The sequence below is a fragment of the Pedobacter sp. UBA5917 genome (genome assembly GCF_002432345.1).
GTDB lineage: Bacteria > Bacteroidota > Bacteroidia > Sphingobacteriales > Sphingobacteriaceae > Pedobacter.
Genome location: NZ_DJDT01000283.1, coordinates 20,709 through 46,832 on the forward strand (window position 1 = coordinate 20,709; position 26,124 = coordinate 46,832).

20 protein-coding genes and 2 pseudogenes are annotated in these 26,124 nt (G+C 41.0%); 8 read left to right on the forward strand and 14 right to left on the reverse strand.

The genetic code is table 11. The features are described from left to right. Positions 1 to 97: 97 nt before the first annotated feature. Positions 98 to 529, forward strand: a pseudogene (locus B2V92_RS19390) (RDD family protein); the annotation flags it as partial. Here the strand turns inward: B2V92_RS19390 and B2V92_RS19395 are convergent. From B2V92_RS19395 to B2V92_RS19450, 12 genes are all read right to left on the reverse strand, one after another. Then, positions 510 to 1,169 (reverse strand): MgtC/SapB family protein, encoded by a 660-nt coding sequence (locus tag B2V92_RS19395; protein WP_293311319.1) that lies wholly within the window; start codon positions 1,167 to 1,169, stop codon positions 510 to 512. The pseudogene B2V92_RS19390 and the gene B2V92_RS19395 sit on opposite strands and share 20 nt — an antisense overlap. A gap of 24 nt (positions 1,170 to 1,193) precedes the next feature. Beyond that, a complete protein-coding gene (locus B2V92_RS19400; protein ID WP_293311321.1) occupies positions 1,194 to 2,213 on the reverse strand; it encodes a PorP/SprF family type IX secretion system membrane protein in 1,020 nt (339 codons plus the stop codon). Then, entirely contained in the window at positions 2,210 to 8,101 is a 5,892-nt protein-coding gene (locus B2V92_RS19405; RefSeq protein ID WP_293311323.1) for a PKD domain-containing protein, read from the reverse strand. The genes B2V92_RS19400 and B2V92_RS19405 overlap by 4 nt, the downstream gene beginning before the upstream one ends. Before the next feature lie 352 nt (positions 8,102 to 8,453). Further along, entirely contained in the window at positions 8,454 to 10,088 is a 1,635-nt protein-coding gene (gene groL / locus B2V92_RS19410) for a chaperonin GroEL (protein WP_293311325.1), read from the reverse strand. Positions 10,089 to 10,248: 160 nt separating this feature from the next. Then, positions 10,249 to 10,539 (reverse strand): co-chaperone GroES, encoded by a 291-nt coding sequence (locus tag B2V92_RS19415; RefSeq protein WP_056086646.1) that lies wholly within the window; start codon positions 10,537 to 10,539, stop codon positions 10,249 to 10,251. A gap of 398 nt (positions 10,540 to 10,937) precedes the next feature. After that, on the reverse strand, positions 10,938 to 11,699 hold the full coding sequence (locus B2V92_RS19420; protein WP_293311330.1) for a TIGR03915 family putative DNA repair protein: 762 nt from the start codon (positions 11,697 to 11,699) through the stop codon (positions 10,938 to 10,940). Between the two features lie 139 nt (positions 11,700 to 11,838). Further along, positions 11,839 to 13,095 carry a putative DNA modification/repair radical SAM protein gene (locus B2V92_RS19425; RefSeq protein WP_293311332.1) on the reverse strand — a complete coding sequence of 419 codons (1,257 nt, stop codon included), beginning with the start codon at positions 13,093 to 13,095 and terminating at the stop codon, positions 11,839 to 11,841. 92 nt (positions 13,096 to 13,187) lie between these two features. Next, positions 13,188 to 13,553: a hypothetical protein gene (locus tag B2V92_RS19430; RefSeq protein ID WP_293311334.1), complete on the reverse strand. Its 366-nt coding sequence runs from the start codon at positions 13,551 to 13,553 to the stop codon at positions 13,188 to 13,190. 254 nt (positions 13,554 to 13,807) lie between these two features. Further along, complete coding sequence (locus tag B2V92_RS19435) at positions 13,808 to 14,452, reverse strand: HD domain-containing protein (protein WP_293311336.1); 645 nt, start codon at positions 14,450 to 14,452, stop codon at positions 13,808 to 13,810. A gap of 69 nt (positions 14,453 to 14,521) precedes the next feature. Beyond that, complete coding sequence (locus B2V92_RS19440) at positions 14,522 to 14,803, reverse strand: helix-turn-helix domain-containing protein (protein ID WP_293311338.1); 282 nt, start codon at positions 14,801 to 14,803, stop codon at positions 14,522 to 14,524. Positions 14,804 to 15,133: 330 nt separating this feature from the next. Next, positions 15,134 to 15,628: a hypothetical protein gene (locus tag B2V92_RS19445; RefSeq protein ID WP_293311340.1), complete on the reverse strand. Its 495-nt coding sequence runs from the start codon at positions 15,626 to 15,628 to the stop codon at positions 15,134 to 15,136. Between the two features lie 65 nt (positions 15,629 to 15,693). Next, positions 15,694 to 16,872, reverse strand: coding sequence for a THUMP domain-containing class I SAM-dependent RNA methyltransferase (locus tag B2V92_RS19450; RefSeq protein ID WP_293311360.1), 1,179 nt, complete (start codon positions 16,870 to 16,872; stop codon positions 15,694 to 15,696). A 70-nt stretch (positions 16,873 to 16,942) separates the two neighbouring features. Here B2V92_RS19450 and B2V92_RS19455 point away from each other — a divergent pair, with 70 nt between their 5' ends. The 3 genes from B2V92_RS19455 (at position 16,943) to B2V92_RS19465 (ending at position 20,247) form a co-directional block, all read left to right on the forward strand. Next, the gene (locus B2V92_RS19455) at positions 16,943 to 17,308 is read left to right on the forward strand and encodes a DUF3127 domain-containing protein (protein WP_293311342.1); all 366 of its coding nucleotides are present in this window, start codon (positions 16,943 to 16,945) and stop codon (positions 17,306 to 17,308) included. A gap of 245 nt (positions 17,309 to 17,553) precedes the next feature. Continuing rightward, a complete protein-coding gene (locus tag B2V92_RS19460) occupies positions 17,554 to 19,383 on the forward strand; it encodes a sensor histidine kinase (RefSeq protein ID WP_293311344.1) in 1,830 nt (609 codons plus the stop codon). Between the two features lie 168 nt (positions 19,384 to 19,551). Continuing rightward, positions 19,552 to 20,247, forward strand: coding sequence for a response regulator transcription factor (locus tag B2V92_RS19465; protein WP_293311346.1), 696 nt, complete (start codon positions 19,552 to 19,554; stop codon positions 20,245 to 20,247). A 460-nt stretch (positions 20,248 to 20,707) separates the two neighbouring features. Here the strand turns inward: B2V92_RS19465 and B2V92_RS19470 are convergent, their stop codons facing one another. Continuing rightward, positions 20,708 to 21,556: a menaquinone biosynthesis family protein gene (locus tag B2V92_RS19470; protein WP_293311348.1), complete on the reverse strand. Its 849-nt coding sequence runs from the start codon at positions 21,554 to 21,556 to the stop codon at positions 20,708 to 20,710. 117 nt (positions 21,557 to 21,673) lie between these two features. Further along, positions 21,674 to 22,297 (reverse strand): futalosine hydrolase, encoded by a 624-nt coding sequence (gene mqnB / locus B2V92_RS19475; RefSeq protein ID WP_293311350.1) that lies wholly within the window; start codon positions 22,295 to 22,297, stop codon positions 21,674 to 21,676. Positions 22,298 to 22,532: 235 nt separating this feature from the next. Between mqnB and B2V92_RS19480 the strand changes: the two genes are divergently transcribed. The 4 genes and pseudogenes from B2V92_RS19480 to B2V92_RS19495 all read left to right on the forward strand — a co-directional run. Beyond that, entirely contained in the window at positions 22,533 to 22,943 is a 411-nt protein-coding gene (locus tag B2V92_RS19480) for a 6-pyruvoyl trahydropterin synthase family protein (protein WP_293311352.1), read from the forward strand. Positions 22,944 to 22,955: 12 nt separating this feature from the next. Continuing rightward, on the forward strand, positions 22,956 to 23,591 hold the full coding sequence (gene folE / locus B2V92_RS19485) for a GTP cyclohydrolase I FolE (protein WP_293311354.1): 636 nt from the start codon (positions 22,956 to 22,958) through the stop codon (positions 23,589 to 23,591). A 144-nt stretch (positions 23,592 to 23,735) separates the two neighbouring features. Continuing rightward, the gene (fabD, locus tag B2V92_RS19490) at positions 23,736 to 24,617 is read left to right on the forward strand and encodes an ACP S-malonyltransferase (RefSeq protein ID WP_293311356.1); all 882 of its coding nucleotides are present in this window, start codon (positions 23,736 to 23,738) and stop codon (positions 24,615 to 24,617) included. A gap of 149 nt (positions 24,618 to 24,766) precedes the next feature. Continuing rightward, positions 24,767 to 26,124, forward strand: a pseudogene (locus B2V92_RS19495) (two-component sensor histidine kinase); the annotation flags it as partial.

A 26,124-nucleotide genomic window follows, 5' to 3' on the forward strand; every position in this document is an offset into this window, starting at 1 on the left:
TTTTACCTTAGAAAGGTCTAATTATAAACGCTCTAAAATGGACTTCAGCACAAACGATTAGGTAGTTGATTTAGATTACTGCCGCGCCACCACAGGTAAAAGATTTGCCAATTACGTTATCGATATGATCGTATTTTACATTGTCGCTTTTGTATTGGGAATTGTAATCGGTATTTTAAAACCAGATTTATTAACGGGTTTGGATAATTTATCCCTGCGTTTAATTATGCTGTTGTTTTACGCTATTGTGATGTTTATGACAGAGGGAATGTCTAACGGAAGATCGATAGGCAAATTAATTACGGGTACAAGGGCGGTAAATGAGGATGGTAGTGATATGACTTTTCAAAAAGCCTTTGTTAGGAATATCGTTCGGGCTATTCCATTTAATGCGTTAAGTGCTTTGGGCACGCCAAGTCATCCTTGGCACGATCGCTGGTCGGATACCATTGTAATCGACGAGAAGAAACTTGCTTTACATACCAGTAGGGCAGAGCTGTTTGATTCGGTTAAAAATCAAACTCTATAATATCCTTATCCTTTAGCATACGCTCCACAAATTTCTGATGGTTTTGCGGTGTTCCGGTAGCAATCCAGTTTCCGGTGATGATGTCGTTTACCAATTGGTGTTTGCCACGCTGCGGCTTAAGCTTACTTTCTCTAAAAACCTCCTCGTAGCTTTCCAGATCGCCGTGGGTATGCTGTTTTTTCACAATGCGGTAAACCCTTTTTGTAAACCTGCGGTCGCCGATTTCTTCCAGAAAAGGAAAAATAATCAGGGCCAGTAATACCACAATGGTAACGCCAACTGCCTGCTCGTAATAGCCGGAACCAATGGCCATGCCGATGGCCGCAACAATCCAGATAATACAGGCGGTAGTGAGCCCTTTTACGCGGTTTTCTTCTTTGAAAATTACGCCGGCACCAAGAAAACCGATGCCGGTAACAATATTGGAGGCAATACGATCCTGACTGGTTGGACCGATTTTGATGGATAAAATGGTAAATAGGGTAGCACCCAAACCGATCATCATCATGGTTTTTAAACCTGCCGATTTACTTCTGTATTCTCGTTCGGCCCCAATGATGCCGCAAAGCAGGGTAGCCAATAAAAATTTATTGATTTCGCTTTGTGTAATAAAATGGTCGTGATCTAAGATTTCGTTCATTGCCCCTGGATTATCATTGGCAAATTAATAAAAATCGTAACATCTCAGGCCATTTGCCCGACCTCCATTTGAACTATTTGGAAAATATTTTTCGTAGCCCACACCAATTTCGGATGTTCCACCCGTATTGGAGTAATTAATTTTTGATATGGTGGCGTCGTGACTGATGCCCAGCCTGAATTTTTCGCCGTTGGTACGCCTGTTGAAAATATCGAAGATCACTGAAAAAACAATGGCATCATTTCCGTTCGAATTCCCATCGTTGCGGTACCAGATACCTGCATTAATGCCTGCATATTTGTACTGCATGCCTGCGCTGAAAGAGCTTACGTTACCCTGTTTGTACGCTACGATTGAGGGGATAATGTAATTGCCATCGCGATCATATTCATCGGGCACCAAAGTAAGTTTATAACTTAAGTTTGCTGAAATGCGCATGGGTAACTTTGCCTGAAAACCAGATAAAGATTCGTCGGGGCGGTTAAGGTGGTGTGTGGCTAAACCCAGCATAAATTTGCCTACCACAAGGTTAGCTCCGGCGTTGGCATCAAAATAGTATCTGCTATCGATACTGGGGCGTTCTGCACCCGAAACGCTGCCGGGAATATAACCGGTGCCAATATCGATCTGATCACCAAAAACAAGTTTATCCCAGTTTAATTTCTGGTTGGTAATACCGCCCTGTAAGCCGAATGAAAGGGCGAAATCGTCTCCGCCGATGATGTAAGAATAGCTTAAAGCAATGTTGTTTTTAACCAGATAGGCCGTACCCTCGCTACTGCGGTTAAAAATGATCCCAACTCCGCTGTTCAATCTCCGCAGGTTCAGGTCGCCCGAAGCGGTCATGTACGAATAATCGCTTGCCAAACCCGTCCATTGGTTACGGTAAAGGGCATTAAACCTGAGGTCGCCTTCAAACTGACCCGTTAAGGCCGGATTTAAATAAATCGGGGCGTTATAAAACTGCGAATAAATATGGTCCTGCGCCAGCGAAATCAATGGCAGCATCCAAAACAAAAATAATATTATCCTTCTCCTCATCATCTTATTAAATATATTACGCCCGTTTTCTTTGGAGGAGATGAATCATAGGTCATTCCTTTCCAATCGCTGCCATTAATAAATTTTATATCTATTTTCCAGTAATAAACGCCCTGTGGCTGATCCTGTCCGTTGTAGGTGCCGTCCCAACCTTCCAGAGGTGAGCCATCATCCAGTTTGGTAGTTTCCCATAATAACTGTCCCCATTTGTTAAAGATGGACATGCGCCACTCTTTTATTCCCCTGCCTTTGGCCTTAAATACCTTGATTTCATTTTTCGAGCTCGCCGGCATAAATGAATTCGGGATATTCAGATTGCCCGGTACTCCGATAATCCTCACCGATTGAAAAGTGGTAGCAAAACAGCCTTCTTTATTGAGTACCTTAAGGGTTACGGTGTACGAACCTTCATTAGCGTAGGTATGGTTAGGATTTTGAAGGGTAGAAATAGCGCCATCGCCAAAAGTCCATTGCCAGCTTACCGCATCCGTACTGATATCTTTAAAAGCAAATGAATAGTTGGGTATAGATATTTCATTGCCTGGGGTTACGGTAAAGGTAGCTACCGGTGGCGCTACAATATTGATGAAGTTGGCCAGTGTAGTTGTGTTCTTGCAACCTTCTGCATTAACGGTTGTTAATTTTACTGCATAGTTAATACCCGAGCCTGTGTAGGTATGCTGTGGCTCGAATTCATTCGAAACGGGAGAACCATCACCAAAATCCCAGGTATAACCAATTGCTCCGGTACTTGTATTTTTAAATTTAACGGCCAGGTTGGTACAGCCAACAGTTTTATCGGCACTGAAACTTGCCGTAGGTTGCGCCAGTACGGTTACGGTTTCTGTGGCAAAGTTTTTAGAACAGTCGTTTTCAGCATCCAGGCGGATGGTATACCTCCCAGGTTTAATAAAAGTGTAAGGGAAAACGCCGGTACTATTGGTTGGAAGCTGGATGGGGGCTTCTCCCGAATCTTCATTGGTAATGGTATAAATAAAACGGCTTGCCCCACTGGTATTATTTAAAAAATTTACTGTCCAGGGCGCACAGCCTCTTTTTTCATTTCCATTTACTACCAACGCCGGTATAATATTATTTGGCGAAACCCTGATCACAACCGGGATGGCCTCTACTTCACCACAACTATTTTTAGCGGTCATTTTTACCGTAAAATCTTTTACCTCAGTTGTTGTAAAGGTGTGGCTTATTGTTCTTCTGTCGGGAATAGGACCGGAGGTATTACCATCACCAAAATCATAGGTATAGGTTGTTCCTGCACTTTCTGGCCCGGTATTGACAAAGTTTACCAATAAATTAGAACATCCGGTGGTTTTATCGGGCGAAAATATAGCAATAGGTTTTGCATGCACAATAATGGTTACATCTGTAATAATCGGTGGTCCGCAGGGTGGCGTAGTTTCCAAAGTAACATGATAAATTTTGTCTTTCCCTGTTGGGGCGGGCTGAAAAGTCTGTGGCGCTGGTTGTGGCAATACAGATCCTGATCCATTGTCAAAATCCCATTTATAGGTAGCACCCGAAAGCGGTGTTGTGGTATTGGTAAAGGTTACGCTGAACGGTCCGCAATCTTCTGTGTTACTCGCAGTAAAAGATGGGGTTACTACCGGAAGCGTACGGAATTCCTGACTTTTTTCATCAGGGTTACAGCCCAGGCTGCTGGTTACCACCAATTTGATGATTACGCTTTCGTTGCCGTTTACGATAGTATAACCGGGAAAAGTTGGGCCAACGCCAATCTGCGCGCCATTGGCAAACCAGGTATAGATGGCGTTACGATCAGGATGTAAAGTAGCTGTAATGTTATCTGCAACGAGTTTAAAAGGGGCGCAATCAATGTTTTTAATAAAGTTTAATTCGGCTAAGGCATGAAGGTTAACCGTTATTTTAACCTGATTGCTTAAATTATTACTGCAGGCACCGCTGGTTACGGAGCGCCTGTAATAAATGGTAGCGGTTGGTATTGGTGGAGTAAAACTAACGCCGGTTGCTCCCAATACATCGGTCCAGGTGGTGCCGTTAACACTCGATTGCCATTGGTAGGTATAAGAGCCGCTGCCTCCACTTGGTAGGGTACCTGTTAACGGAGCTGCGGGCGCACCGGTACAGATATTCTGATCGGTAGAAATAGTGTTGTTGGTTAAGCCCGGCAAAACGGTAACCTGTATAGAATTACTGATAGATGGGACACAGATGGAACTGTTTACCAAGCGCCTGAAATAGGTTGATAAACTTGTAGTTAAGGTTAAATCTTTATTGGTTGCTGTTGGAATGTTTATCCAGGTGTTCCCATCAGCACTGCTCTGCCATTGGTAAGCAAAAGTACCTGTACCTCCCGTTGGGGTATCGCCCGTAATGGTAATGCTCTGGCCGGAGCAGGCTGGAACTGTTATAGGGCTGATGTTATTGGTAACGGGCGGATAATAGATTACCGTTACATCGTCTGTTGATGGAGGACATCCGTTAAAGCCCGAAATTGTCCACCTGAAGGTATAAGTTTGTCCTGGTACCAAGCCGGTAACCGCGGTATTATATAGGGTAGGATCGGTAATTGTAACGGCTGGTCCCGCTATTATTTCCCATTTACCAGTATTTGGTGCAGGGTTATTACCGCTTAAGGTAATGCCGTTTCCACTGCATAAATTTTGATCTGGGCCTGCATTTGCCGCAACCGTTCCGGGATTTACGGTAATGGTAGTTAGGCTTGATACGGCTTCGGCACAGCTACCGCTTTGCACTATGGCGCGGTATTTAGTACTAATGGCCAGGTTCGAAAAAACAAAAGGATTGGCTGTTGAAATAATGGTAGACCATGTTAGCCCATTATCAATAGAGCGTTCCCAACGGGTAATATTCCCAACCTGCCCACTTAAAGTAACATTCCCACCATTGGCACCTGCGCATACATCTACGTCGCCGGCAGTAGTCCCGCCAACACTTAAAGGATTAACGGTAATCTGCACATCATCGCCAGAGGTAGAACAGCTGGCATCTTTGATCGTCCATCTTAAAACATAAGTGTTGCCAGCCTGTAATCCGGTTATATCGGTAGTTGGCTGTGTATCATCGGTAAAAGTTACCGTGGTTGGTGCCGAAACAATGGTCCATTTACCTGTACCCACAACCGGAGTATTGCCTTTCAGTGTATAAGAGTTTAGGTTACAGATGGCATCATCAGGACCTGCATTGGCCGGTGTAGCGCTTGGCAATACGGTAATCGTAACGCTTATTGGCACACCCGGACACCCGTTTGAAGATACCGGAGTAATGGTATAGGTTACGGTCCCTGAAGTAGTGCCTGGATTAGTTAAAATATCATTGATCTGTGCTCCTGCAGAAGCAGTAGGCCTGTTGCTGTTACCGGTTATGCTGCCTGTTGCAGTACTGGTATAAGTGTAATTTATTCCGGTTAAATTAGCCGATAAAGTAATGGCCGATGACGTTTTGTTACAAATGGTCTTGTCGGGAGTTGCTGTGATAACCGGGTTAGGTTTAACCGTAACAACGAATGGAAATGGAGTACCGTCGCAACCGTCGAAATGAGGCGTAATAATGTAGGTTACATTTGCGTCGGCATTAAGATCAGTGTTGGTGAGTACATCATTAATATTTCCCGCTCCATTTGCGGTGTAGCCTGTGGCTGTTCCCGTAGCCGTCCAGGTATAGGCAACACCTGCAACTGCCGAGGTTGGGGTATAAGCTACACTGTTACCGGTACAGATGGTTTTGGTTGCTACACTTGTTAAACTGATATCCGGCTTGATTTTTAAGATAATATCATCATCAATCTGGTTACATGGTGCAGCCAGTGCGGTGGTTACCCTCAAAGTCAACGTAACGATTCCTGCTCTTTTTTCGGCCAGTGTTGGGGTATAAACCGCATTTAAATCGTTTCTGTTCGGGCTAAATGTTCCTGCTCCTCCTATCCAGGTTTGTGTGGTAGTGGCTCCGGTTACCGCTCCGCTCAAGGTAAAGCTTGGATCGTTAAAACAGATATTTTGGTCAGCGCCTGCATTTACCACAGGAGCAGTACTAAAGGTTAGTATCTGGGAATCGGTTACCGAACCACAATTATTTTTATGCGTAACCGATACCTTGTAAGTATCGTAACTATCAAACTTAATCGATGGATATTTGGAGTTTACCGTAGTGCCGCTGGTAAAACTATAAGTGCCCGATCCCGAAGGTATAACCTCCCAGATATAAGTATCGGCGAGTTCCTGTGTGGTTCCGCTGATCAGTGTTTTGGTTGGCCCAGTGGTGGTATTGTTAAAATCGTAGGTAGTAAGGTTACACAGGGTAATATCGGGCGAAAGCAGGGCTTTTGGACTTTCATTTACGATAACAGTTTGGGGCAGGCTAACAGCCGGACCGCAAGATGGAGTGGTGATGCTTAAGGTAACCGTATAAATGCCGGGATTGGTAAAATTAAACTGTGGTTCTTTACTTGCTGCGTTGGTGCCACCTGCAAAACCTACAGCAGGCGTAACCGACCACGAATAACTATTGGCTGCATTGCAGATATTATCTATAACTGAAAGATCTTTCGGTATTAAAGTTGTTCCCGAGCAGATGGTGCTTGGTAAAATCTCGAATGCCGGTTTAGGTGGATCCTGGATGCAGATTTTCATCTCTACAGGATCGGCATTACAAGAACCGGAACTATTGGATTCCAATCGGATTGTGTGTTCTCCATTTGTTGGGAACTTATATACCAGATTATAAGATCGTGGTTGGTTTGCCTTAACCGGTACATTATCAACATACCAGTTATAGGTTACCTCATTTGGTGCACAACCTAGTGTATTGGTGTTGGGGTTTTCGCCGAGGGTAGAAGTATTTACAAAGGTAATATCAGTATTTGTACATCCAGGGTTGTTAAAAACAAACGAATTTACCGGCTTTACCACTACTTTGGCTGATGAAGATACAGGTGTGCCAATTATACCGCAGAAAGTGTTCGAAACGTTGATAGATACATCAAAAGCATTAAAAATAGTACCGGCGCTTGAAGTAGACACACTTCCGCACGAAGATTTTAAGTAAGAGTGTGCCACAATTCCACCATTGCTGATGATCTCGCAAAGGGTGTAGGTTGTTGTAGTTTGATCGCCCCAGGTAATGGTATAAATATCACCTGGAAAGTTGTTTTGTATGCCCGATGCCGACGTTACATCGACATTAAATGTTAGTGTACCCAAAGGCAAACATACTACAGTATTTCCGGTGTTTGCGAAAGCGGTTACTGTTTTATTATTGATTAGCAGATACGCCTTGGTTGCAACTGTACCATCAGGCATTACGGCTTTAGTATATATGGTATAATGAGATTGTTGAGCAGTAAAAGTTTGTATTGGAGCGGAGAATGTCATTGAGCTTGTAGCCCCACCGGTTCCTTCATCGGTTATTGTTGCTGTAACTGTACTGTTGGCAGTAGACTCGTTACTGATTAAAAAATTATTATTGGGTTTACTTATACAGGTGCCAAATGTTTCTTTGTTATTATTATTCAGGTAGTTTGAAGTTAATTTCGCTTCAATAGGGGCCCCGGCTTTAATCTCAAAGGGGGTGGAGGCAGCACTTACGGTAGCGGGTATGGTTGTTTTTACCCTCACCCGGTAACCTGTGCCCGGCGTAAGCCCTGCAGGGAGCAACCCATTGATATAAGTGCTGTAGAAACTATCGTAGGTACCAATACGTGTTTCAGTACCGAAGTTCCCGTTCTGATCTGATAGATAAAGTTGAAATTGGTTTCCCTGTGATATGCAGCTTGCCGGTACCTTAAATGGAACTGCAATAGTACTGCCGGGAGTATAAGGCCCGGGATCTACCGTGCCAAGGCTTACCTGGGCTAAAACATCTGACGTGAACAAAAATGCCCCAAAAAATAGGACAAAACAAAGCCATTTCCTTTTACAACGAATCTTCATAAATCTCTAACACTAGGGAATGATTTTATTGTGTTCCGGAAGCTGTTAGTGAATCAGCTTTTGCCTGTTCTCAGAATTGAGTACTAGCCCTAAGACGCGCCAATAAATATTCAAGTGCAAAGAACGTAATTTCTGTATTACATTTCATATTTTTTTACACCAAACATAACTAAATGAGTAGGTTATAAACAGGATTAAGTTTCGTTTCCGCTAAGTAGAGGGCATAAAAAACCCCGGGTGCCTTTCGGGCCCGGGGAATATTTTTACACGAAATGGTTTCGTTATGGAGCTGATATTACATCATACCACCCATGCCGCCGCCGCCCATTGGAGGCATTGGAGCGCCACCTTCTTCAGGTTCGTCAGCCAAAACAACTTCTGTGGTTAATAACATTGCTGCGATAGATGCTGCGTTTTCTAATGCTACACGGCTTACTTTAGTAGGGTCGATAACACCTGCACCAATTAAGTTTTCGTATACACCAGTACGGGCATTGTAACCGAAATCGGCAGTACCTTCTTTTACTTTTTGTACTACGATAGAACCTTCGATACCTGCGTTTTCACAGATCTGACGTAATGGTTCTTCGATAGCACGACGGATGATCTGGATACCAGTGTTTTCATCTTCGTTAGCACCTTTCAAATCAGCTATTGAAGCTACTGCACGGATGAAAGCAACACCACCACCTGCAACAATACCTTCTTCTACAGCCGCACGAGTTGCATGTAAAGCATCATCAACACGGTCTTTTTTCTCTTTCATTTCGACTTCAGAAGCTGCACCTACATAAAGAACAGCAACACCGCCAGCTAATTTAGCCAAACGCTCCTGTAATTTTTCTTTATCGTAATCAGATGTAGTAGTTTCGATCTGAGATTTGATCTGGCTAACGCGTGATTTAATATCTTCTGAGTTACCGGCACCGTTAATTACAGTTGTATTGTCTTTATCAACAACAACTTTCTCAGCAGAACCTAAGTAAGTTAAATCAGCATTTTCTAATTTATAACCTCTTTCTTCTGATACCACGATACCACCGGTTAAGATAGCGATGTCTTCTAACATTGCTTTTCTTCTGTCGCCAAAACCCGGAGCTTTAACAGCAACAACTTTTAACGAACCACGGATTTTATTTACTACCAAGGTAGCTAAAGCTTCGCCATCTAAATCTTCAGAGATGATCACCAATGGTTTACCGGTTTGAACAGTTTTTTCTAATACAGGCAACAATTCTTTCATGTTGCTGATTTTTTTGTCGTAGATTAAAATGTAAGGATTATCTAATTCAGCTTCCATTTTATCTGCGTTGGTAACAAAGTATGGAGATAAATAACCCCTGTCAAACTGCATACCTTCTACTGTTTTTACTTCAGTTTCAGTACCTTTTGCTTCTTCAACAGTAATTACACCATCTTTACCTACTTTACCCATTGCCTCGGCAATTAAAGCACCAATTACTTCATCGTTGTTAGCTGAGATAGATGCAACCTGTTTAATTTTGTTGTTATCCTCGCCAACAGTTTGTGATTGAGCTTTTAAGTTTTCTACAACAGCAGCAACCGCTTTATCGATACCGCGTTTTAAATCCATTGGATTTGCACCTGCAGCAACGTTTTTAATACCTGTAGTGATAATAGCCTGAGCCAATACAGTTGCAGTAGTAGTACCATCACCAGCAATATCAGCTGTTTTTGAAGCTACTTCTTTCACCATCTGGGCACCCATGTTCTCAACCGCATCTTTCAATTCGATTTCTTTAGCTACAGTAACACCATCTTTGGTAATTGCCGGAGAACCGAATTTTTTATCGATGATTACGTTACGGCCTTTCGGGCCTAAAGTTACTTTTACTGCATTTGCAAGGATATCAACACCTCTTTTCAGGGCGTCGCGTGCTTCTACGTTATATTTTACTTGTTTTGACATTACTTTTTAAATTTTGAATGATTTTATGAGAGAATGTTAAATTTTGAATTTCGAAATGTTCTATCATTCAAAAATCATTCATTCTATCATTTATTGTTTATTTTTTAATCGATGCTGAATGTTGTGATTTTGAAACACTTGGTCATTCAATCCTAAATTCTTACCCTACAACTGCGTAAATATCGGTTTCACGCATAATTAGGTAGTCTTTACCTTCGTAAGGGAATTCGGTACCACCGTATTTACCATAAATTACAACATCGCCAACTTTTACAGTTGCTTTTTTACCTTCAGAATCTTCTTCAGAAACAGAAACTACGGTTCCTTTAGATGGTTTTTCTTTAGCAGTATCAGGGATATACAAACCCGATGCAGTTTTTTCTTCTGCCGCAGCCGGTTCAACTATTACTCTGTTCGAACTGCCAGCAATTGGTTTAAGGTTTAACGCCATAACTTTTATTATTTTTTTATTTTGATTTTGTTTTTTTAACTACGCATACATTTAACACTTTTTATGCCAAGTGATTTTGCGGGACAAATTTTCACCAAACTGTCAAACTTTATACCCTAATTAAGAATGCAGCGTGTCAGCATGGCAGTAAGTTTTTAAATTTTGAGCCAAATTATTGATTAATCAACCGTTCGTCATTTCGAGGAATAATTTATTGCCTAAAAATCAATATTATTGACAGAGGGGTTAATTTAAGCTGAATCCCCCAGATACGTCATCTCGAGCGAAGTGAAACGTAGCCGAGAGATCTATCTCGAGTTAGATCTCTCCATTCCACTGCGTTTTAGTCGAGATGACGAATTTGATTGTGTTGAAATATGTTAATATTTACAGTTGTTCTATATCGCTTTTTCCGTTAAATATTTCCAGTACCTTTTAGGCACATGCTGCACATGCAGTTTAGTGTTTTTACGCGCTACAATGTTAGCACTTTTAAAGTAATCTTTCCAAAGTGTGGCGTAAAGTGCTTCGCCCTCGTCCATTAAAACAGGGGCAGGGTTTTGCTTATTTACCCCATGGCTAAAACTGATGGTAATTTCTTCAACTGCGGTTAAATTATAATGCAGGCCGTATTTTCTTTTCAGGTCGTAAATTACCCATTGCTGATCGGCATAACGGTTTTTAAAATGATTGGATATTAAGGGCAATACATTAAAATCGGGATCAATGCCCGCGTAAAAAATACCATCTCCTGTTTTCTGAAAACGGATAAAGGCTTCCATACGGTGTTTTTCCCTTTCTACACTTTTTGCGTATTTTGATAATGCAATTACATGTTCATTGCCATAATTGCTTTCGGCACCTATCGGATTTTGAAAGATATAAATGCTAAACTGGAACAGGTGGTTATAGGCCTCCGGAATTTCTGATAAGTAACTGCAATAGAATTTGCGTAACCAATCTTTTTTGAGTTTTTTTTCCAATCCATTCCAAACCCGGTCGGCTTTTTCGGCATCGGTAATCACCGTAAAACTTTCTACAAAAGCTTCGGGCTGGAAAATTTCGGCCGATTTTAATACCACTTTGCCCGGTTTGCGTTCAAACCATTCGAAAACCGATGTTAAAAGGCCTTGGAGGGAGTTGTCGAAAATGTATGTCATTATTATTATAAACGCCATCATTGCGAGGAACAGCCTGTCCCGCTTTGCGGGAAAGCAATCTTAATGCGGATGCTGGAGCGATCGTTTTAAGATTGCTTCCTCGGCTGAAAAAGCCTCCTCGCAATGACGAGAATGGGTTTTAAAACAAAATCATCTGATTACTATCTGTTTTTAAATATTTACTCTGGCTTTCGGCCAAAATAAAAGCTTTGATCTGTGTACCCTGATAATCTCTTAGCTGGTATGGACTATCCAAACAGGTAATAAAATGTTTCGCCCGGTTATAGGCCACGCCGATTTTTTTTAACTGATCGATTCTTAATTTTCCGAATTTACGAGCCTGTACAATTTTCTGTGCCGACATTACACCTATTCCCGGTATGCGGAGGATCATTTTATAATCTGCAGTATTGATATCAACAGGAAAATGCTGCATGTTGCGGATGGCCCAGCTTAATTTGGGGTCGATATCCACATCGAGGTTAGGGTTGGCGTCATTTAAAATTTCCTGCACCTTAAAGCCATAAAAACGCATCAGCCAGTCGGTTTGGTATAATCGGTTTTCCCTTAACAGTGGAGGCTGTGTACCCAGAACGGGCATCCGTGTATCGTTGCTGATGGGCACATAACCCGAATAATAAACCCTTTTTAAGGCGAAGTTTTTATAAAAGGCATTGGCCGTGTACATAATATCCTTGTCGCTTTCGGGCGTGGCACCAATCACCATTTGTGTGCTTTGGCCCGCCGGAACAAATTTTGGGATATGTTTGATCAGCTTTTTATCTGCCGAAAACTGGCTAATCTGCTGTTGTACAAATGCAAGCGGTTTAATTACATCTTCGTGGTTTTTTTCGGGTGCCAAAAGTTTTAAACCGGCTTCGGTTGGCATTTCGAGGTTAATACTCATCCTGTCGGCATATAGCCCTGCTTCCTTAATCAGTTCATCGCTGGCACCTGGAATGGTTTTAAGGTGGATATAACCATTATAATTTTGTTCTAAACGCAATTTTTTTACCACCTGGAGCAAACGTTCCATGGTAAAATCGGCATTTTTAAAAATACCTGAGCTTAAAAATAAACCTTCGATATAATTGCGGCGATAAAAATTCATGGTCAGCTCTACCACTTCATCAACGGTAAAGGCCGCACGTTTAATGTCATTGCTTTTCCGCGAAACGCAGAATAAACAATCGTATATACAATGGTTGGTTAACAGGATTTTTAACAGCGAAACGCAGCGCCCATCTTCGGTATAAGTATGGCATATACCCGACGAGTGACTGTCGCCAAGACCTTTATTGGTGTTTTTTCTTGTGCCGCCGCTTGATGAACAAGAAACATCATATTTAGCGGCGTCAGCAAGAATGTTCAGCTTTTCACGGATTCTATCAGACATAGGGATGTGTTTACTAACAAAGATAGCTTAAATAACTAAAAATATTAGTAAAAATCTCTGATTATCCTATTCGTTTAGGGAATAATTTTAATTTAATCAAAACTACTGCTGGGCTTCAATTTTATATTTAATGGTAACTGAAGTGGAATGTTATAACTTTCTTTATAAAACTGTAGTTCCGTAAAAAAACGCTCTGCATCTTTTTCGTGTTTTTTTAGGGGACTGAAATAAGCCACGAAATTTGGGTTTTTAAACGCCACCTTATAAAAATATCCGCCATTATGGTTATCGAACATTTCGGTTACACCGATTACATTATCCCAATGGCAGAAAAAATTTGTTCTTCTGTATAAAAATGAAGTGCTTTTTAGCTTAAACCGGATACCTTTTTCATTGATCTGGACTTTGCCTGATACAAAAATCTGCGTACGGGTAATCCACAAAAGCGTAGTGGCCATAAAAACGACCGATAAGCAGATTAGAATCAGAGTTGAGGGTTCTGAAAGTGAGGTTGGCAAATTAAAGAGGCAATATAACATCAGTGATATAAAAAACACCGGAATGCCAACCATGGCAATCAACAAAACACTGTTTTTGTGGTACTTTAGTTTGTATGGTTGCATAAGGAATTAATTTTTTGTAAAGTTAAGTCCTTATAAAATGCGCCAAAATACTTACTAATGGGTAATTTTTTAACAGACGGCCCGTAGGTTTATTGGCCTTCCCATTCTTTATAAAACTGATTGAGGTATTGCAACATAAAGTTATGCCTTTCTGTGGCGATTGTTTTACCGCCTTCGGTGTTCATCATATCCTTTAGCAGGAGCAGCTTTTCGTAAAAGTGGTTAATGGTAGGCGCGGTGGTGTTTTTATAACTTTCTTTGGTTAAATGCTCCTCTGGCGGGATAGCCGGATCGTAAAGCACCCGGTTTTTAAAACCACCGTAGGTAAAAGCCCTTGCAATACCAATAGCCCCGATGGCATCCAAACGGTCGGCATCCTGTACAATCTGCATTTCCTTTGAAGTGAAGCCGGTGCCATCGAAACTGTTTTTGAACGACATGTTCTGGATAATCAGTTTAACATGTTCGATAACGGCAGCATCTACAGCGATTGACGCCAGAAATGACGCAGCCATGTTCGGTCCCAACTCCTCATCGCCATTGTTAAATTTAGGATCGGCAATATCATGTAATAAGGCCGCAAATGCCACTACAGATCCATCACCATTTTCTTGTTGATTAATGGTTTGAGCGGTTTTAAAAACACGTTCAATATGGAACCAGTCATGTCCCGCCTCAGCATGGGCTAAGGTTTCTTTAACAAAATCGATGGTTTTCTGAATGGCATCCTGCATAATCCTAATTTTTTCCCAAAGGTATCGGAATTATCGGCAGGGATAAAAAAATGATATCAACAGTGCGGTTTAACTTGCAGCAGCTGCCCTGTTCTCATCATCGGTAATAATTTTGATCAGATCGCTATGGTTAAGCGTGAGCAAATGCGCAACCTCTACCTCCAAAATTGCTGCAATCTGGAATAAGCGGTCTATAGTTAGTTTACTATAGCCAAGCTCAATCTTGCTGTAGGCATTTTGTGATATTTTTAATTTTGCTGCCAGATAATCTTGAGTATAGTCTCTGTATTCTCTAATTTTTCTGATATTCCCGGCAACATTCTTCGTCTTTAAAGCCAATACATCTTCCATAAAAAAGGGATAATTTTAATGTTCTTCCGATATTTACGAAAATCCAAATGGGGCAGATTTCAAAAAAGGAAATTTTTAGCACTTTTAGGAATTATATGTGCTCCAAAAGATACTTATGGTTATAACAAAGTAACAGACCAAATGTTTAATGTGCTAAATCCGGGGTATTTAGTTGTCTGTTTATGAGCGTTTTGTGGGGTTTGTCCGCCGTAGCAATAAGATCTGTTATGGCGCTGATCTTAGCGGATGGAATAGGGCAGGATAATATATATATAGTGGGTATTATCCTAATAGGAAAATAAAAGCTGCTGGAAATTTGGATGCCAAGGATTAATATAACCCCCAGTCATCTTCAAATTCGTCTTTTTCGAAATATTTAACCCATTCGATAAACAACAGGCGGAATTTCTCCATTTCATCCAGAACAATATCCTTGTACTCAGGGGTACAGATTTCGAACATATCTGCGGCCCTTACCTGTGTTTCGAGTTCGCGGCAGTTGGTACGGATGATGGAAGCATTCTCCATCCTTAAAATATACATATCGGCACCTTCGGCACCAACAATTTTCGGACAGAGCATCAGTGCATTCTGCATAATCAGGTTGGCCGTCATTTCGGCCATTTCACCTTCAAGGGTTTCGCAGAATAGGGCGGCATATTTATATACTGCCCTTGCCTGGTTGTAAAGACTTTTTGCCCTGGTTGCCTTTAGCCTAACCTTTTCCGCGTCATCAATCGATAGGCCTTCTTCATCCTCGTCATCGCGGCCAAAACGGCTAAAATGCTCCCATTCGGGCATATGATCCATGTCATCAAATTCCATATTCTTCAAAATTTTCTACGTTATGGTACGTAAGAGAGCGTAATATATCAATTTTCAATGAAAAATTATGCCTCAATTAATGGAGCCCTGCGCGAGCCATCATATAATTCGTATTCCAATAAACGACAATCTAACTTACCATTATAAAATTCAATTTTTTTAGATGCTTTTAAACCTATTTTTTTTGCAAGGTCGGGATTTCCGGTAAAAATATAACCCGAATAGCCTTTGCACTTGGTTTTCATGTAATCGCCCATGCGTTTATAGGTTAGCTCAAGTTTGCTGTGCACACCTAAACGTTCACCGTATTCGGGATTAAAAACCACCACGCCCTTGCCATCTTCCGGAACGGGTGTTAACTCAAAATCGCAAACCTCAAATTCGATCAAAGTATCCACGCCGGCAGTTTTCGCATTTCTGCGGGTAACTTCAACGGCATCCTCCGAAAGATCGGAAGCTATAATCTTAAGGTCGACATTTTTAATTACCTGGTCTTTTAAAATCCGGCGTTCAGCAAAAAAGGCCTGTTCATCATAACCCAATATATGCATAAAACCATAATTCATACGGTATAGGCCCGGCGCACGGTTGGTTGCAATTAAAGCGGCTTCGATAGCCAAAGTTCCCGAACCGCACATGGGATTAATAAATGGCGATTTTCTGTCCCAGTTGCTGGCCAGGATAACACTCGAGGCCAAAGCTTCGAGCATAGGTGCCTTTCCGGGGATTTTACGGTAACCATGTTTGGCAAGTGTTTCGCCCGAGGTATCTATAAATATATCTGCATCGGCATCTTTCCAATATAAGTGTACCACTGCTTTATTGGCGTCAGAACCCGAATTGGGGCGAATGCCCTTTTTCTCTTTCATGCGGTCTACGATTGCATCCTTAACTTTTAGGTTTGCAAAAAGAGGTGTGGTAATATTTGGGTTATCAACATTTGAGGTAACCGAGAAATAACCCGAAAAATCGATCAGTTCTTCCCATTCAATAGCTGATATTTCTTTGTATAAATCATCGGGTGTAACGGCCTTAAAACTTTTTAAAGCATAAAGGATCTGACTGGCACAACGCAAGTTTAAATTAAGCTTAATACACTCTGTAAGGGTAATGTTGAGCTCTACGCCGGTGGCGAAAGCCCTTTCGATGGTATAGCCCAAAGCCTTAACTTCGTCCTGAAGATAAGGGGAAAGGCGCTTGTTGCAGGTAATAATTACCCTGCTTTTATTGTGGAAAACTTGCATCATAATATATGCGAAGTTATCAATAAAATTATAGAGATTTGATGTTTATAGTACAATAAGTAGTATTGATATGGAAATTAAAGGAAAAGTACACGAAGTAGGTGCCACACAACAAGTAAGTGAAACGTTTAAAAAACGTGATTTAATAATAGAATACGCAGAAAACCCAACATACCCGGAATATATCCGTTTTGAGGCTTTACAAGATAAAACTGCATTATTAGATACATTTAAAGCAGGTGATGAGGTTGAAGTGTTCTTTAATTTACGTGGTCGCCCTTGGACAGATAAACAAGGTAAAACATCATATTTTAACAGTTTGGTAATTTGGCGTATCAATGCTGTTGCAGCAGGTACCCCAGCGGCAGCCCCAGCTTATGCAGCTCCGGTTGATGTAAGCAATGCACCAGGCGAAGACGATGATTTGCCTTTTTAAATAAAGAATCTTTTTTAAGCAAACAATTTTGAACCATGCCGAGGCTTTAGTCTCGGCATTTTTTTTGCCTTTTGCCCAAGACTTCCGAAGTTTTGCGGAGGCACCAGCCCGGCTAACTTCGGAAGTCTCGCCACCGCTGTTAAAATATGTTAAAAACAAACACTTAGCTTTGCTATTCAGTATTTTTGATACCTGTTTAAATTTAAAAGGTTTATTCCGGTTTTAAATTAAACCATTCCGGTTCAATGAAGAAAAAGAGTTTTTGGTTAATTACCGTTTTAATGACGGTGGCTTTGCTGGGTGTTCTTGTAATGCAGCTGTATTACATCAGGGAATCGTATAAGCTAAAATCGCAGCTTTTTGATGAACAGGTAAACCAGACCTTAACTACGGTAGTAAATAAAATACAGCGCAGAAATGTTGCCGATCATTTAAACCGCAAGGATGCTGAAAATAAACTGAAACAGCTTCAGGATTCGAGGCAACGTACATTGGATATTAAAGATTTAAGGCAGCAATATCTTCAGCAAAGTGAATTAAAAGAGGTTGAACGGGAAAATGAGATCGAAAATTACCTGAACCAGCAGGATAGTATTATCCGTAATACATACCGCGCGCCCGCAGTAATTTCTGAAAAGGAATTTAGTTCGTTAAGTTCAAAAAACGGCGATAAGCTCGATCTGCAGATGGATGCTTTTATCGATATGAAAAGCCTGATCATTAAAGGCTATAGCATGCGTACAAAGCCATTTGCTACACCGCCTAAAGCATTTGAGTTTAAAAGTTTACAGAGTTTGCCCGATACATTGAGGTATCTGGTTTTCGACCCGCGGGATGGTAGCCCGGGTTTTGCCAATGTTCCGAAGATTCCGAGCGATTTACAGAAAAAATTTAAACGTGAGGATGAGATTGCCAAAAAACAGCTGGAGATTAAGATTGCGGCATTGGGTAAAGATACCTTTTCGTACACTCGGTTAAGTGTGGTTGAGGATGTATCGAAGGAATTGCAGGAAACCAAAATCCCTATTGTTAAACGTATTAATTTCGATGCCCTCGGTAACCTGTTAAAAGACGAATTACTGGCGCATAATATTACCCTGGAGCCCGCTTACCGCATTTCGCTGGCTAAAAAGGATTCGACCATTTTTATGACGGCCTCCAATGTAAAAGGAGAGTTTCTGCCGGAGAATACCTATAAAACCCCTTTGTTCGGCAACGATATTTTTCGCGATCCGGGGATGCTTTTTGTAAGTTTCCCAAATAAAAATTCGGCTATTGTTGCCAATCTGAGTGTTACCCTGGCATCATCGGTTGGGCTGTTGCTGGTACTCGTTTTTATCTTTTCTTACACACTTTATGCTATTTTAAAGCAGAAAAAACTGTCGGAAATGAAAACGGATTTCATCAATAACATGACGCATGAGTTTAAAACACCGGTAGCAACCATTATGATTGCCAGCGAGGCTTTAAAAGATCCCGAAGTAACAGAAGATAAAGCACGTTTAAAGCGTTTGGCAGGGATTATTTATGACGAAAACGTACGCTTGGGAAGCCATATAGAACGTGTTTTAAGTATTGCCCGCTTAGAAAAGGGCGAACTTAAAATGGAAAATACCGAAGTGGATGTAAACGATCTGATTGTAATTGTGCTGGATAGTATGGAATTACAGCTGCAGAAAAAAAATGCAATTATCCATGTGAATACTGATGCGGAAAATTCGGTGGTGTTTGGAGATGAGCTGCATTTATCAAACGTAATCTACAACCTGATCGATAATGCCAATAAATACAGTACCAATACGCCCGAGATTACCATTACCACCCGCAATAACCATAAAAATTTAATTGTTGAGATTGCAGATAAAGGTATTGGCATGACGAAAGAGCAATCGAAGAGAATTTTTGACCAATTTTACAGGGTGCCTACAGGTAACCTGCACGATGTTAAGGGTTTTGGCCTGGGCTTAAATTATGTTCAGGATATTATCAAAAAAGCAGGGGGAACGGTTAAGGTAAGTAGCGAAAAAGATAAGGGAACAACGTTCGAAATATCTTTACCTTTATATAACGGATAACCGTCGGCACAAAAGGTGGCTTTATCGATACATTAAAATATTACAGGTTTAATTTGCCTAATATAGTAGCGTATTAATTTATTCTACAACCTAAATTAAACCGTTATGCATATTCAGAATCAAACTTTCACTGTAGGGAATGCTACATATGTGAATAAAATTAAGAAAATGAAAAAAATACTTCTGGTAGAGGACGATCCGAATTTAGGTTTATTATTACAGGACTATCTGCAGTTAAAAGGCAAGTTTGATGTGGTGTTGTGCACTGATGGCGAGGATGGCTTAAGAACATTTAACAAACAGAACTTCGATTTGTGTATTTTGGATGTGATGATGCCGAAAAAAGATGGTTTTACGCTCGGTAAAGACATTAGGAAGGTAAATACCCAGGTTCCGATCATTTTTGCAACGGCCAAAACCATGCTTGAAGATAAATCTGCTGCTTATGATTTGGGCGGCGATGATTATATTACCAAACCTTTCCGTATCGAAGAACTTTTGTTGCGCATTAATGCCATGTTTAAACGCGTTGCCAATAAAACAGGCAGTAATGATGAAACCGCGGAAACAGAGTTTTCTATAGGCCAGTATCATTTCGATTATACTACACAGATTATTACCAATAATGATCAGCAGCAAAAACTTTCTACCAAAGAGGCAGAATTGCTGCGTTTATTATGTTTAAAAAAGAATACTGTTTTAACCCGCGAAGAAGCTTTATTAAGCATCTGGCATGATGATAATTACTTTAACGGCCGCAGTATGGACGTGTTTTTAAGCAAATTGCGCAAATACCTGAAAGCAGATCCGGCTGTAGAGATTATCAATGTTCATGGTAAGGGTTATAAGTTGTTGGTAGGGTAAGGTTGAAAAGTTGGAATGTTGTAAGGTTTTAATGTTACACCGTTCTGGCGTATCAAATTTATGTCGACTACATCCTAAAACCGTATCATTATTTCGAGCGGACCGATAGCTATCGGGTGCAGCGCAGTCGACAAATCTATCGAGGCACAGATTTCTCCATCAACTCGTCACCCTGAACTTGTTTCAGGGTCTTTCTAGCTGGAAAGATGCTGACCACGAAGTAGCTATTAGACCTTTGAAAACAATAAAAACGGCTAATAAAATAAATTCAGCATGACGGCCGCATTAGGAAAAGTTGGCTAAAATTGATGAAAGCACATCAATATTTATCGAACTAGAGTTTGTAGATTTTTTTGCAATTTAATACAATTCCCTCAAACCAACCTTCCAACTTTTAACCTCCTAACCTTTCAACAATAACATATAGATCTCTCCACTACGGTCGGGATGAGGAGCAGGATTAAATATACAGATTTTCCTGAATTGCAGGGATAATGCCTCTTTCCTGCGCAAGCTTAAATAAAGTATCAACTGCTTTGCGGCCTTCTTCACCCAGGTTAATGCTGTATTTATTTACGTAAAGTTCGATGTGTTTGTACATTACACTTTCTTCCATCGCCTGGGCATGTTCGCGGATAAAATCGATACCCGATTTTGGATGTGCAAAAGCAAACTCAACAGATTGACGGATCAAACGGTTCACTTTTAGCTGCACTTCGCGATCCAGGTTACGGTTAATTACAATACCGCCCAAGGGGATGGCGCAACCGGTCAGTTTTTCCCAGTAATCGCCCAGGTCAACAATTTTGTTCAATCCCTTGTCCTGATAGGTAAACCTGTTTTCGTGGATAATCAATCCCAGATCGATCTTTTCATTCAGCAGTGCCGATTCGATTTCAGAGAAAACCAGTTCCTGTTTATTTTGTAAGTGTGGATAAGCGATGCCCAGCAGAAAATTGGCCGTAGTATATTTTCCGGGTATGCCGATTTTAAGTTCGGAGTTCGGCGTTTGGAGTTTGGGGTCGGTTTCGCCGTCGAAATGCTTTTTACTGATCAACAACGGACCAACACCAAAACCAAGAGCGCTACCGGCATCAAGCAAAGCATATTGATTGGCTACGTAGGCAAAAGCATGAAAACTTAATTTGGTAATATCCAACTCGCCCCGCATGGCTTTCTGGTTCAGGGTTTCTACATCATCGTAAAAAACCTCAAATTCTAAACCTTCGGTATCAATTTTATGGTGGATTAAAGCATCAAAAATAAAGGTATCGTTAGGGCAGGGAGAAAATCCAAGTGTAAGTTTCATCTATTTATTTTTTGTTTTCAGTTGTTAGATGGAGCCTTTGACAATTAAAATAATTATTTTAATTGTGTCGGGTTCATAAATCAAAATTAACTACTGTGCTACAGTAATTGGTCATAATCAGTTCATTTCTCCAATAAAAGCAATGGCCCAATCGTTCAGGTTTTTAACCGCAAGGCCAATTTTCCAATTGTCTTTATTCCGGGGTTCCACATAATTGGATATGCTTCTGATCTGTAAACAGTCAATATTTAATTGTTTGGCCGCATAAAAAACCGCTGCACCTTCCATGCTCTCGGTAGTTGGGTTAAATCTTTCGATCAGGCTTTTAATGCTTTTTTCGCTTCCGGTTACGCAGTTCATGGTAATGCCCTTGGCCAGTGGCAAGCCAACTTTACGCTGTGTTTTGGAGTTGTAATGATTCTCTCCGAAGCCTAAATCGGTTATAGATATAAACTCATCGCCATTTTCGGCGCCCAATTCGGCAAAAGTATCTTCAGTAATGTTTAAAACTGTGCCCAGGGCTATATCTCTATCAAAACAGCCGGCAATACCAAAATTTACCACCAGTTCATATTTATGCGAAAGGTGTTTGCCCAGCGCGAAAGCAGTTGCTACCATACCAACGCCGGTAATGAGCAGGTCGAAATTTTTACTTTCCACAAAATCGCCTTCCGGCAGGTTAAAATGCTGATAAAAGAAAGCCAATTCGGCCTTGGTAGCGGCAACAACTAAAGTTTTCATAATGTAAAGTTAATGAAGATATGTAAAATGTATAATGGAATATGGATGAGTCGGAAAGTCCGATGTCCGAGGTCAGAAGATGTTGGGTATATAAGGTTAAAATGGATGAAGGAAGGGAAGAGATGGAATATGGACCCGGCATTGCTACATCATCCATTATCCCTCTTCCATCATACATGATTATCCATCAAACATCATCCATTTTATCCGTATATTTGCATTTTATTTTATAGTAATGATTTACATAACAAGAAAAGCATCATTTAATGCGGCGCACAAATTGGCGCGTCCAGATTGGGATGATGATAAAAATAGTGAAGTTTATGGTAAATGTGCCAACCCCAACTGGCATGGCCATAACTATTGGCTGTATGTTACAGTAAAAGGCGAGGTAAATCCGGAAACGGGCTTTCTTGTTGACTTAAAATGGCTTAAAGACGTAATGAACGACTATGTTGTAGATAAGGTTGATCATAAAAACTTAAACCTTGATGTCGATTTTATGAAAGGCAAACTGGCCTCTACCGAAAATCTGGCCATCGAAATCTGGAAACAGTTAGAGGCACCAATTGCAGAAAGCGGAGCCATTTTACACTGTGTAAAAATCTACGAAACCGAAAATAATTTTGTTGAATACTTTGGTTAAAAACCTAAATTAATGAGCAATATAGACGCATTTGACGATGAGCCGGTAAGCGGTTATGTAAAAGTAGACCGTTACAATGAAGAAAAAATTGAAGCTGTAGCTACACATTACAAAGATATATTAGGGCAATTGGGCGAAGACCCCCAGCGCGAAGGTTTGTTGAAAACCCCTGAACGCGTGGCCAAGGCCTTGCAGTATTTAACCCATGGTTACGATATTAAGCCTGATGAAATCCTTAAATCGGCCATGTTTGAGGAAGATTATAGCCAGATGGTGGTGGTAAAGGACATTGAGGTATATTCTATGTGCGAACACCACATGCTGCCGTTTTTTGGTAAGGCACATATTGCCTATATCCCTAACGGACACATTGTGGGGCTAAGTAAAATCCCACGTGTAGTTGATGCTTTTGCACGCCGTTTACAGGTACAGGAGCGTTTAACTAACGAAATCAGGGATTGTATCCAAAATACCCTTAACCCGATGGGTGTGGCTGTGGTAATGGAGTGTAGGCACTTATGCATGTCGATGCGCGGTGTACAGAAACAGAACTCGGTTACTACAACTTCGGCCTTTACCGGAACTTTTTTAAGCAACGATAAAACAAGAGCGGAGTTTTTAAGGTTAATTACTGCGAGCTTGGACTAGTTGGCATCAACTGTTTAGTATCAAGAAAGAAGTATTTAGTTAAGGAGAATAAGTACAAGTAATAATTATCAAGTAGAAAGTATCGAGGTAAATGGCTAGATGTAGAACGCTAACCACCAAACGCGGTACGCCAAACCAATTATAATGAAAGCATATATTTTTCCCGGACAGGGAGCACAGTTTGTAGGTATGGGTAAAGATCTTTACGAAAACCCGAAAGCTGCAGCATTGTTTGAACAGGCAAACGAAATTATCGGTTTCCGCATCAGCGATATTATGTTCGGTGGAACGGACGAAGAACTAAAACAGACCAACGTAACCCAACCTGCAATTTTTTTGCACTCGGTTATTTTGGCAAAAGTTTTAGGTGATGATTTTAAACCAGATATGGTTGCCGGTCACTCTTTGGGCGAATTTTCTTCGCTTGTAGCTGCAAATGCACTAAGTTTTGAGGATGGTTTGAAACTGGTTATTGCCCGCGCAAATGCCATGCAGAAAGCCTGTGAGGCAGAACCATCAACTATGGCTGCTATTTTAGGTTTGGCTGATGATGTGGTAGAAAAAATCTGTGCAGAGATTGATGCGGTAGTGGTACCTGCAAATTACAACTGCCCAGGGCAACTGGTAATTTCAGGCAGTATTGAAGGTATCGACCTTGCCTGTGCAAAATTAACCGAAGCTGGAGCAAAAAGGGCATTAAAATTAAATGTTGGTGGTGCATTCCACTCGCCTTTAATGGAGCCTGCCAAAATAGAATTACAGGCTGCTATCGAAGCAACAAATATCTCGGCACCTGTATGCCCGGTTTATCAGAATGTTGATGCAAAACCTTATACTGATCCGGCAGAGATTAAAGCGAACTTAATTAAACAGTTAACGGGCGCCGTACGTTGGACACAAACAGTTGGTAATATGCTTGCCGATGGTGCAACCGAATTTGTTGAGGTTGGTCCGGGTAATGTATTGCAGGGGCTGGTTAAAAAAGTGAGCCGCGAGGTACAAACCAGCAGCGCTACTGTAGCATAAATCAATGTTGTAAAATATAACAATGCCAACGCCATAAGCCCCAAGTTTATGGCGTTGCTTTTTATCAATAATTAATATCTTTATCGTGTATGAATATGAGCTTTGGTGTAAAAATTAGGTTTCTATTACTCGTTTTGGGCTGTTGCCTTATGGTAACGTCTATTTCGTTGAGCCATTTTACCACCAAAAGCGAATTACTGGAGCACGATGCGGAAGAAGTACAGCAGAACCTTTTGTCGAAAGAACGGTTGGTGCAGGCTTTTTTGGCCGATAAACAACAGGTAGCAAAGGCTAAGCAGTTTCACCATAATCCTAAAAATGCGACCGATTTTATCAATACCTATCGCAGCAATAGCGGGGTAAATCTGCTAACCTACGAAAATAACGACCTGAAATACTGGAGTACGGTTAAGGTTTCTGATATTGATCCAAACTCAATCCGTGAAGGCAGCTCGGTACTCTTCTTCTCCAACGGCTGGTATGAGGTAATCAAAAGTACGCAGGGCAGATTTACTCTGATTTTTTTAATCGCTATCCAATCGCAATATCCTTTTAAAGAAACACCCTACTTTAAAAACGATATCGATCCTCTATTATCATCTTCAAAGCTATTAACCTTTGCATCTTTTACCGATAAGGATGTTTACGTAATAAAAAGCCTCGATAATAAATTTTTGTTCGGGCTGAAGGTAAAACCGGGGTATGCCGAGACCTATTATTCGGGCACACAGTTGTGGCTGTTTATTGCGGGGATGCTGTGCATCTGCATGTTCTTTAACTCGTTGAGTTCGCTTATTGCACGCCGTGGCCATATTGCCTGGGGAACCTTTTTACTGCTCTTTTTCTTTCTGGCTTTCCGTTTGTCGGATCTGTATTATGGCTGGTTTAACCACCGGTTTATCCTTGATCTGTTCGATCCGAGGATCTATGCCGATAATTTTCTGATGCCCTCGCTCGGCGATTTCCTTCTAAATGTAATTGTGCTTACCTGGCTCTTGCTTTTTATGTACAACCATAAAGAGCAGTATAAATTTCCGACATGGATTAAACGCAATAAGGCTGTTGGCCTGACTATCCAGGCTGGTTTAATGGTGCTGATCGGGCAGATTGTTTGGGATACGGACGATATTTTTTTCGGACTTATTTTTAACTCGAAAATCAACTTCGACATTGTAAATATTCTTAAACTGAGCGGTACCAGTTGGGTTGGGATTGTGATTTTATGTTTGGCCTGGTTCCAGATTTACCTGATTACCGTTATTTCGGCAACGGTGAGCAGCCAACTTAATGTTACCAATAAGGAAAGACTGATTATTTTCCTGATCGGTTTTGCAGGCGTTTTCATTTATAAACTCATTGTAGATTTTAATGCCTTTTTTATTGTTTTTGCACTCGTACTGTTTATCGTGGCAAGAGCGGTTTATCTTAAAGAAAAGCATTTTTCAATCGGGTTGTTTGCCATTGTTTTTTTCTGTCTGGCCTTTAATACCTCAATTAAATACACCAG

Coding starts and splice junctions, on each gene's coding strand:
- B2V92_RS19435 (WP_293311336.1), bottom strand. CDS start 14,452: ATGCAGGATGCCATTCAGAAAACCATCGATTTTGTTAAAGAAACCTTA.
- B2V92_RS19395 (WP_293311319.1), bottom strand. CDS start 1,169: ATGAACGAAATCTTAGATCACGACCATTTTATTACACAAAGCGAAATC.
- B2V92_RS19450 (WP_293311360.1), bottom strand. CDS start 16,872: ATGCAAGTTTTCCACAATAAAAGCAGGGTAATTATTACCTGCAACAAG.
- B2V92_RS19460 (WP_293311344.1), top strand. CDS start 17,554: ATGAAGAAAAAGAGTTTTTGGTTAATTACCGTTTTAATGACGGTGGCT.
- B2V92_RS19465 (WP_293311346.1), top strand. CDS start 19,552: ATGAAAAAAATACTTCTGGTAGAGGACGATCCGAATTTAGGTTTATTA.
- B2V92_RS19430 (WP_293311334.1), bottom strand. CDS start 13,553: ATGGCCACTACGCTTTTGTGGATTACCCGTACGCAGATTTTTGTATCA.
- B2V92_RS19440 (WP_293311338.1), bottom strand. CDS start 14,803: ATGGAAGATGTATTGGCTTTAAAGACGAAGAATGTTGCCGGGAATATC.
- groL (WP_293311325.1), bottom strand. CDS start 10,088: ATGTCAAAACAAGTAAAATATAACGTAGAAGCACGCGACGCCCTGAAA.
- B2V92_RS19455 (WP_293311342.1), top strand. CDS start 16,943: ATGGAAATTAAAGGAAAAGTACACGAAGTAGGTGCCACACAACAAGTA.
- B2V92_RS19480 (WP_293311352.1), top strand. CDS start 22,533: ATGATTTACATAACAAGAAAAGCATCATTTAATGCGGCGCACAAATTG.
- B2V92_RS19425 (WP_293311332.1), bottom strand. CDS start 13,095: ATGTCTGATAGAATCCGTGAAAAGCTGAACATTCTTGCTGACGCCGCT.
- fabD (WP_293311356.1), top strand. CDS start 23,736: ATGAAAGCATATATTTTTCCCGGACAGGGAGCACAGTTTGTAGGTATG.
- B2V92_RS19415 (WP_056086646.1), bottom strand. CDS start 10,539: ATGGCGTTAAACCTTAAACCAATTGCTGGCAGTTCGAACAGAGTAATA.
- B2V92_RS19400 (WP_293311321.1), bottom strand. CDS start 2,213: ATGATGAGGAGAAGGATAATATTATTTTTGTTTTGGATGCTGCCATTG.
- B2V92_RS19445 (WP_293311340.1), bottom strand. CDS start 15,628: ATGGAATTTGATGACATGGATCATATGCCCGAATGGGAGCATTTTAGC.
- mqnB (WP_293311350.1), bottom strand. CDS start 22,297: ATGAAAACTTTAGTTGTTGCCGCTACCAAGGCCGAATTGGCTTTCTTT.
- folE (WP_293311354.1), top strand. CDS start 22,956: ATGAGCAATATAGACGCATTTGACGATGAGCCGGTAAGCGGTTATGTA.
- B2V92_RS19470 (WP_293311348.1), bottom strand. CDS start 21,556: ATGAAACTTACACTTGGATTTTCTCCCTGCCCTAACGATACCTTTATT.
- B2V92_RS19420 (WP_293311330.1), bottom strand. CDS start 11,699: ATGACATACATTTTCGACAACTCCCTCCAAGGCCTTTTAACATCGGTT.